The sequence below is a fragment of the Hydrogenophaga sp. genome (genome assembly GCF_030373225.1).
Classification (GTDB): domain Bacteria; phylum Pseudomonadota; class Gammaproteobacteria; order Burkholderiales; family Burkholderiaceae_C; genus Hydrogenophaga.
Genome location: NZ_JAUCZG010000031.1, coordinates 42443 through 50113, shown reverse-complemented (window position 1 = coordinate 50113; position 7671 = coordinate 42443). Strand labels below are relative to the sequence as shown.

Here is a 7671-nt window from a genome sequence, read left to right as displayed (position 1 = left end):
TCTTGAAAAGTTGCACCGACTTTGCTCACGTATCAGCGGGACAGGACACTAGGTCGATATACCCTATAGGGGTACCGCATGGAGCATCTCCATCTTGAGAGCTTGAGCTGCGGGTTCGAGGGTGGGAATGGGTTTTAAAGCATCGGATGGTTCACCAAACGCTTCCAAAGAAGCCTCCTGGTCGGATGAAGAACTGCAGAGCACCATCGCAGCCTATGTCGAAATTCAAGAAGCAGAAAGGGTGGGAGCTGCCGTCAACAAGGCCCAAACTTATCGTCTCCTCAGCGCTAAGTTCGAACGGTCTCCCGGCGCGTTTGAGCGAAGAATGCAAAACATCTCTGCGGTGCTGGACGCTTGGAATCTCCCCTGGATCGACGGACTTAAACCGATGCGAAACATCGGCGCCAATGTCCGACCTCGAATCGCAAAACTGTTGAGGCGGGCCTACGGAGAATTGGCCAAGAACACAGAGGCATATGAGGCAGAGGTCTTGCTCCACCTTGAAAGCACTCCGGCCGTGGCACCGACAGGTTCGGTGAGTCCCGCCTTGACGGTTCGGACGGTCACCACGTTTGTTAGAGATGCCGCGGTCAAGGCATGGGTATTGGAAAGCTCAAAGGGAAAGTGCGAATGCTGTGGTGAGCCAGCCCCCTTCCAAACAGTCGATGGATATCCGTACTTAGAAGTGCACCATCTTCGAACGCTAGCCAGTGGAGGCTCAGACACTCCGTCCAATACGCTGGCAATCTGCCCCAATTGCCATCGACGGCTGCACTACGGTGAGGACGCGGGCGACCTTCGGCGCCGACTGCTGCAGACTCTGCCCCGACTCATACGCGAATGAATCGTCTGGCAGGTTCGAACGCTGCTGTCATCTACCTGCGGGTCTGCATGCCAATACAAACCTTCGCCCACATCTCCCAAACCCCTCCTCACTCATACCAAACACCCCTCCCCGCCCCCCGTTGAACCAGCTGTCCCCGTGCAACCAAGGCGCGGAAATGTTGCTTGAGGGTGTTGCGGTTGCTGCCGGTCAGCCGCATCGCTTCGGCCATGGTGATGCGGCCATGCTCGCGCGCGAACTCGACGATCTGCAGTGAGCGTTCCGGCAGCACGGCCAGCACGATCCTTTCGCGTTCCACCTTGCGGTTGAGCCGGCTCACTTGTTCGGCCAGTGCCCGAAGAAAAAACATCAACCAGGGTTGCCAGTTCGGTGAAGCGGTGCGAATCGTCCCCTGCGTTTGCCGAAGCGCAAGGTAGTAGGCCTCCTTGCTCGACTCGATCACGCTCTCCAGCGAGCTGTAGGGCACATAGGCATAGCCCGCCTGCAGCAACAGCAAGGTGGTCAGGACCCGGCTGAGGCGTCCGTTGCCGTCCTGAAACGGGTGGATCTCCAGAAACACCACCACCCAGATACCGATGAGCAGCAAGGGATGGAGACGGCCTGCATCGCGCTCTTCGTTGAACCAGCTGACCAGTTCGCTCATGAGGCGCGGCGTGTCAAAAGGCGTCGCGGTTTCAAACACCACGCCCAAGGGTTTTCCGTCGTCATCGAAGGCAACCACGTTGTTGGTGGAGGTCTTGTAATTGCCCCGGTGCCAGGCGTCCTTCTCGCTGTGCGCGAGCAGGTCGCGGTGCAGCTGCTTGATATGGTTCTCGGTCAGCGCAATGTCTTGCGAAGACGAGAACACCAGCTCCATGACCTCCGCATAACCGGCCACCTCCTGCTCGTCGCGCGTCGTGAAGGATTTGATCTGAAGCCTGGAGAGCAGGCGTTCAACGTCCCGGTCAGACAGCTGGCTGCCCTCGATGCGGGTGGACGAGCCGATGCTTTCGATGGTGGCCACGCGCCGCAAGGCCGAGAGGCGGTCTGGCGCCAGGGTGCCCAGCGCGCGCCATGCCCCCTTGAACTCATCGATGCCGGCGATGAGTTTCAGCACCTCCGGGGTGATCTGAACGGTGTGGATGGCCAACATGGGAACCGATAATACGCCCGATTACACCCATTAATGCCTGTCAGATGAGCACTTGGACGGAAATCACCCATTCCAACACCCAATGACACCCATTTCGCGAAGAACGGATGCCTGCGTGCCCGCCCTCACGAAACGATATAAGCCCCCGCCCCGGTCGACAACAGCTTCCCGTCCGCCCCCAGAATCTCCATGCGTGTGCTGGCCACGCGCGAGCCCAGGCGCATGACTTCGGCGCGCAGTTCAAAGTGGTCGCTGATGCCGGGGCGCAGGTAGTCGATGCGCAGGTCGATGGTGCCGAGCTTGCCGAAGCGGTGCAGGCGCTGCAGCGGGGGTTCGTCCATGTGGCGGGCGCCGATGGCGGCCATGCAGGCCAGGCCGCCCATGGCGTCCAGGCAGGCGCTGATGACGCCGCCGTGGATGCGGTTGTGGCTGTAGTGGCCGACCAGCTGCGGCTTCATGTCGATGCGGCCGGTGACCTTGTCGGGCGTGATGCTGGTGATCTTCAGGCCCAGCACCTGATTGAAAACGATCTTTTCTTCAAACAGCTGCTTGAGCGCGTTGACAAACTCGGGCTCGAATTCAACCGGGGCGGCCGGGGTCGTTGTTGTTTTGGTCATAGCGCCCATTGTCGTGCGGCGAGTTCCTTCATGATCTCCTCGGCGCCGCCGCCGATCATCATGACCTTGACTTCGCGGTACACGCGCTCGCTCACGGTGCCGCGCATGTAGCCCATGGCACCGAGGATCTGCACGGCAGCATCGGCGCAGTGCTGCATGGTCTGGGTGGCGTGGTTCTTCAGCAGGCACACCTGTGCGACCCAGTCGGCGCCATCGTCACCGTCATCCACGCGCGCGCCCAGCGCGTCCACCCAGGCCTGGGTGGACTGGATGCGCATCTGCATGTCCATGAGCTTGTGGCGGATCACCTGGCGTTCGATCAGCGGTGCACCGAAGGTGCAACGCTGGCGGGCCCAGGCCAGGGCTTCGTCATAACAGGCTTGTGCAAAACCGAGTGCCATGGCCGACATGGCCAGGCGCTCGCCGTTGAAGTTGCCCATGATCATGCGAAAGCCCGTGCCCTCCGCGCCCAGCCGGTAGCGGGCGGGCACACGCACACCGTCAAAGCGCAGGTGTGCGGTGTCGCTGCAATGCCAGCCCATCTTGTGCAGCTTGCTGCGCGAGATGCCGGGGGTGTGGCAGGGCACGACGATCATGCTGATGCCGCCTGCGCCCTTGTTGTTCACATCCGTTCGCACGGCGAGCGTGATCCAGTCGCAGCGCATGCCGGAGGTGATGAACACCTTCTCGCCGTCGATGACGTACTCGTTGCCCTCCAGCCGCGCGGTGGTGCGCAGCGCGGCCACGTCCGACCCGCCGCCGGGCTCGGTGATGCCCAGGGCCGCAATCTGCTCGCCGCGCAACACGGGCGCAATCACCTCGGCCTGCAGCTCGGGTGTGCCGTGTGCCAGCACCGGTGGCAGGCCGATGTTGTGCGTGAACAGGCTGGCCATCACACCGCCACTGCCGCCATGGCGTGCCAGCGTTTGCGACATGGCGTTGCGCACGCTCCAGGGCGCGGGCGTGCCACCCAGGTGCTCGGGGTAGCCCAGGCCGAGCAGACCGAGCTCGGCGGCCTGGTGGTAGAGGCCGCGAGGGAACTCGCCGGCCTCGTCCCACGCGCCCACGTGGGGTGCAATGGCTTGCGTGGCGAAGCGCTGCACGGTGTCGAGCAGGGCTGCGCGGTCTTCGGGGGTGAAGTCTGTTGAGGTCATGCGGCAAAGGTGACAAGGAGTTGTCCGGGTGCAAGCTGTTGACCTGTGGTCACCAACACGCCCTCCACCATCAGGTCGCGCGGTGCGGCCAGGGTGTGTTCGAGCTTCATGGATTCGATGACCAGCAGCGGCTCGCCCTTGGCCACCGAACCGCCGGGCTGGGCGTGCACGGCGATGAGCTTGCCGTTGAACGGGGCGCGCAGTTCGCGGGCGCGGTCGGCGCCGCCGGCGCGTTGGGCGGGCTGGTGACTCCGTTCGGTGAGCCAGAGGTCCACCGCGGGGCCTGCGCCCTGCACCTGCACATGCCAGCGTCCGGCTGCGGTGGCCACGGCAGAGGCGGTCCAGCGCTGGCCATCGAGCGACACGCGCACTGTCCCGCCGCCCGGGGCTTCCAGCTGGGCAGTGTGTGCGGTTTCGCCGTGGCCGATGCGCAGCTGGCCGGCGCCGAGTTCCTGCACGTCGAGGGTACACACCGCGTCGTCGAGGCCAAAGCGCAGCGGCCGGTTGAACGGAACGGCCAGGCTGGTCGCGGGCGGTGCCAGCGCGTGCTGCACCGCGAGCATGGCCACCACCAGCGCGGGCTGGCCGGGTGCACGCTGCGCGGCCAGTTGGGCGCGCAAGTCTTCGCCGTGCCCGGCCAGGAAGGGAATGAGCGCCTCGCCCGCGCCAAACACCGGATGGCGCAGGCAGGCGGCCAGAAACGCGCGGTTGGTGGGCAGGCCCAGCACCTGCGTTTGGTCGAGCGCGTGGGCGAGCTGCCCGATGGCCTCGGCGCGTGTGGGTGCATGGGCAATGAGCTTGCCCAGCATCGAATCAAAGTGCGGCGTGACCTCGCTGCCGGTTTCCAGCGCGTGGTCGAAGCGCAGGCCGGGGGTCATGGGCGGTTGGGTGAAGCGGGCCACGCGGCCGGTGTGCGGGGTGTGGTGGTCGTCTTCGGCGCACAGGCGCACTTCGATCGCGTGGCCGTTGAAGGTGATCTCTTCTTGCGTCAGGGGCAGCGGTTCACCGCGCGCCACGCGCAACTGCCATTCGACGAGGTCGAGGCCGGTGAGGGCTTCGGTGACGGGGTGTTCGACCTGCAGGCGGGTGTTCATTTCCATGAGGAAGAAGGCCCCGGAATCCTCCACCAGAAACTCCACCGTCCCCGCCCCCACATAGCCCGCTGCCTGCGCCAGCGCCACCGCGCAGCGCCCCAGCTCTTCGCGCAAGGCCGGTGACACCGCCGGGCTCGGTGCTTCTTCAATGATCTTCTGGTGCCGCCGCTGCACCGAGCAGTCGCGCTCGCCCAGGTGCACGCAGTGACCGTGGGCGTCGGCAAACACCTGCACCTCCACGTGCCTGGGGCGCAACAGCGCGCGCTCGATCAGCAGGTCGCCGTTGCCGAAACCGCTGAGGGCTTCCGAACGTGCACTGCGCAGGGCGGGCAGCAGCTGGTCTTCGCGGTGCACCAGGCGCATGCCGCGCCCGCCGCCGCCCGCCACCGCCTTCACCATGAGCGGGAAGCCGATGCGCTGCGCCTCGGCGACAAAGGTGTCTTCGCGCTGGTCGGCACCGAAGTACCCGGGCAGGCAGGGCACGCCGTGCTCTTGCGCCAGCGCCTTCGCCGCCGACTTGCTGCCCAGCGCACGAATGGCCGCGGGCGGCGGGCCGACCCAGGTGAGGCCGGCGTCGATCACGGCCTGGGCGAAGTCGGCGTTCTCGCTGAGGAAGCCGTAGCCGGGGTGCACCGCATCGGCGCCGGTGGCGCGTGCGGCTTCCAGCAGCCGCTCCACCCGCAGGTAGGACTCGGCCGAGGTGGTGCCGCCCAGGGCAAACGCGGTGGTCGCTTCCCGCACGTGCAGGGCATGGCGGTCAGGCTCGGCGTACACGGCCACGGTCTGCATGCCCATGGCGTGCGCGGTGCGGATCACGCGGCGCGCGATTTCGCCGCGGTTGGCGATCAAAAGGCGTTTCATTTTTTGCTGGTCCAGGGGGGTGGCTGCTTTTTGGCAAAGGCCGACAGGCCCGCTGCGGCTTCGGGGCTGCGCAGCGCGGCCGCGAAGGCAATGGCGGCTTCGTCACGCAGCTCGGGCACATCCCCGCGCAGGCGCTGCAGCAGGCGTTTGGTGCTGGCCACGGCGCCGGGCGCGGCGCGCTTCAGGCGCGTCAGGCGTTCCTGCAGGCCTTGCTCGAGCCCACCGTCGTCGGCCACCTCGTCCACCAAGCCGAGCTGCATGGCGGCCTCGGCGCGAAAGCTCAGGCCTTGCAGCAAACACTGGCGGGCACGGGTCTCGCCCAGGCGCATCCACACGAAGGGCGCGATCTGCGCCGGCGGCAAACCGAGCGTGACCTCGGGTGTGCCGAACACCGAGCGCTCGGTGGCGATCACATGGTCGGCGCAACACACCAGGCCAAAGCCACCGCCCATGGCCGCGCCGTCCACCGCGCACACCAGCAGCTGAGGCAGCGCACACAGTGCGTGCAGCACATCGCCAAAGCCCCGGTTCATGGCGATCAGCGGATCGTCCTCGCCGGGCTTGAGCGGCTGGCCGATGGCGCTGGAAAACCCGCCCAGGCTGCCACCGGCGCTGAAGGCACCGGGCGCGCCGGTGAGCACGACGATGCGCAGGCTGTCGTCGGCCTGCGCGCGCAAGGTGGCCTCAAACAGGCCGAGCACCATGGCGTCGCTCAGGGCGTTGCGGGTGGCGGGGTCGTTGAGCGTCCAGCGCTCGGTATCGCCCTGGCGTTCGACCAGAAAGCTCTGGCTCACTTCATCGGCCTTTTGGCGATGCCCATGGTTTTCGCAAGAATGCCCAGCATCACTTCATCTGCCCCACCGCCGATCGACGCCAGGCGCCCGTCGCGGTACATGCGCGAGACCTTGTTCTCCCAGGTGAAGCCCATGCCGCCCCAGAACTGCAGGCAGGTGTCGGGCACGGTGCGGTTCAGGCGCCCGGCCTTGAGCTTGGCCATGGTGGCCCATTCGGTCACGTCCTCGCCGGCGATGTAGTGCTCACACGCCTGGTAGGTCAGCGCGCGCAGGCTCTCCACCTCGGTCTTGAGCTCGGCCAGCTTGAACTGCACCCATTGCTGATCGGCCAGGCTGGCGCCAAACAGCTTGCGCTCCTGCGCCCATTCCACCGTCCATTCGATGCAGTTGGTGAGGCTTTGCAGGGTGCTGGCCGCGCACCACAGGCGCTCTTCCTGAAACTGCTGCATCTGGTAGATGAAGCCCGCGCCCTCCTGGCCGATGCGGTAACGCTGCGGCACGCGCACCTCGTCAAAGTAGATGAGGCCGGTGTCGCTGCTGTTCATGCCGATCTTGCGGATCTTCTGCGCCACCTCGATGCCCTTGACGAGCTTGCCGTTCTCGCGCATGGGCACCATCACCAGGCTCTTGTTCTTGTGCGCCGGGCCGTCGCTGGTGTTGACCAGCATGCACATCCAGTCGGCCTGCAGGCTGTTGGTGATCCACATCTTCTGGCCGGTGATCACGTAGTCGTCGCCGTCCTTGCGCGCCACGCTCTTGATGCCGGCCACGTCGCTGCCGGCGGCCGGTTCGCTCACACCGATGCAGCCCACCGAGTCGCCGGCGATGGCCGACGCCAGAAAGTCGCGCTTGAGTTCCTCGCTGCCAAAGCGCGCCAGCGCGGGCGTGGCCATGTCGGTCTGCACGCCGATGGCCATGGGCACACCGCCGCAGTGGATGTGGCCCAGCGTCTCGGCCATGGCCAGGCCGTAGGAATAGTCGAGCCCCGCGCCACCAAAAGCCTCGGGCTTGGTCAGGCCCAGCAGGCCCAGCTCACCCAGGCCCTTGAACACCTCGTGCGCCGGAAAGATCTCGGCCTTCTCCCACTCGTCCACCTGCGGGTTGATGTGTTCGTCGATGTAGCGCTTGAGCGTCTTCTGGATCTCGCGGTGCTCGTGGGTGAACTGCATGGCTGG

General features: G+C 65.6%; 7 protein-coding genes. 1 reads left to right on the top strand and 6 read right to left on the bottom strand.

Going from position 1 to position 7671, the window contains the following annotated elements; all coding sequences use genetic code 11:
- Window positions 1-127: 127 nt before the first annotated feature.
- The gene (locus tag QUV35_RS18930; RefSeq protein WP_366945445.1) at window positions 128-844 is read left to right on the top strand and encodes an HNH endonuclease signature motif containing protein; all 717 of its coding nucleotides are present in this window, start codon (window positions 128-130) and stop codon (window positions 842-844) included.
- An 88-nt stretch (window positions 845-932) separates the two neighbouring features.
- On the opposite strand, the gene QUV35_RS15575 is transcribed toward QUV35_RS18930, so the two are convergent.
- The 6 genes from QUV35_RS15575 to QUV35_RS15550 form a co-directional block, all read right to left on the bottom strand.
- The gene (locus QUV35_RS15575; RefSeq protein ID WP_300876066.1) at window positions 933-1976 is read right to left on the bottom strand and encodes a Fic family protein; all 1044 of its coding nucleotides are present in this window, start codon (window positions 1974-1976) and stop codon (window positions 933-935) included.
- 125 nt (window positions 1977-2101) lie between these two features.
- On the bottom strand, window positions 2102-2593 hold the full coding sequence (locus QUV35_RS15570; protein ID WP_300876063.1) for a thioesterase family protein: 492 nt from the start codon (window positions 2591-2593) through the stop codon (window positions 2102-2104).
- On the bottom strand, window positions 2590-3747 hold the full coding sequence (locus tag QUV35_RS15565) for an acyl-CoA dehydrogenase family protein (protein ID WP_300876060.1): 1158 nt from the start codon (window positions 3745-3747) through the stop codon (window positions 2590-2592). The genes QUV35_RS15570 and QUV35_RS15565 overlap by 4 nt, the downstream gene beginning before the upstream one ends.
- Window positions 3744-5702 (bottom strand): biotin carboxylase N-terminal domain-containing protein, encoded by a 1959-nt coding sequence (locus QUV35_RS15560; protein WP_300876057.1) that lies wholly within the window; start codon window positions 5700-5702, stop codon window positions 3744-3746. The genes QUV35_RS15565 and QUV35_RS15560 overlap by 4 nt, the downstream gene beginning before the upstream one ends.
- Window positions 5699-6496, bottom strand: coding sequence for an enoyl-CoA hydratase/isomerase family protein (locus QUV35_RS15555; RefSeq protein ID WP_300876054.1), 798 nt, complete (start codon window positions 6494-6496; stop codon window positions 5699-5701). The genes QUV35_RS15560 and QUV35_RS15555 overlap by 4 nt, the downstream gene beginning before the upstream one ends.
- Entirely contained in the window at window positions 6493-7665 is a 1173-nt protein-coding gene (locus QUV35_RS15550) for an acyl-CoA dehydrogenase family protein (RefSeq protein ID WP_300876051.1), read from the bottom strand. Before QUV35_RS15550 ends, QUV35_RS15555 begins: the two co-directional genes overlap by 4 nt.
- Window positions 7666-7671: the final 6 nt, after the last annotated feature.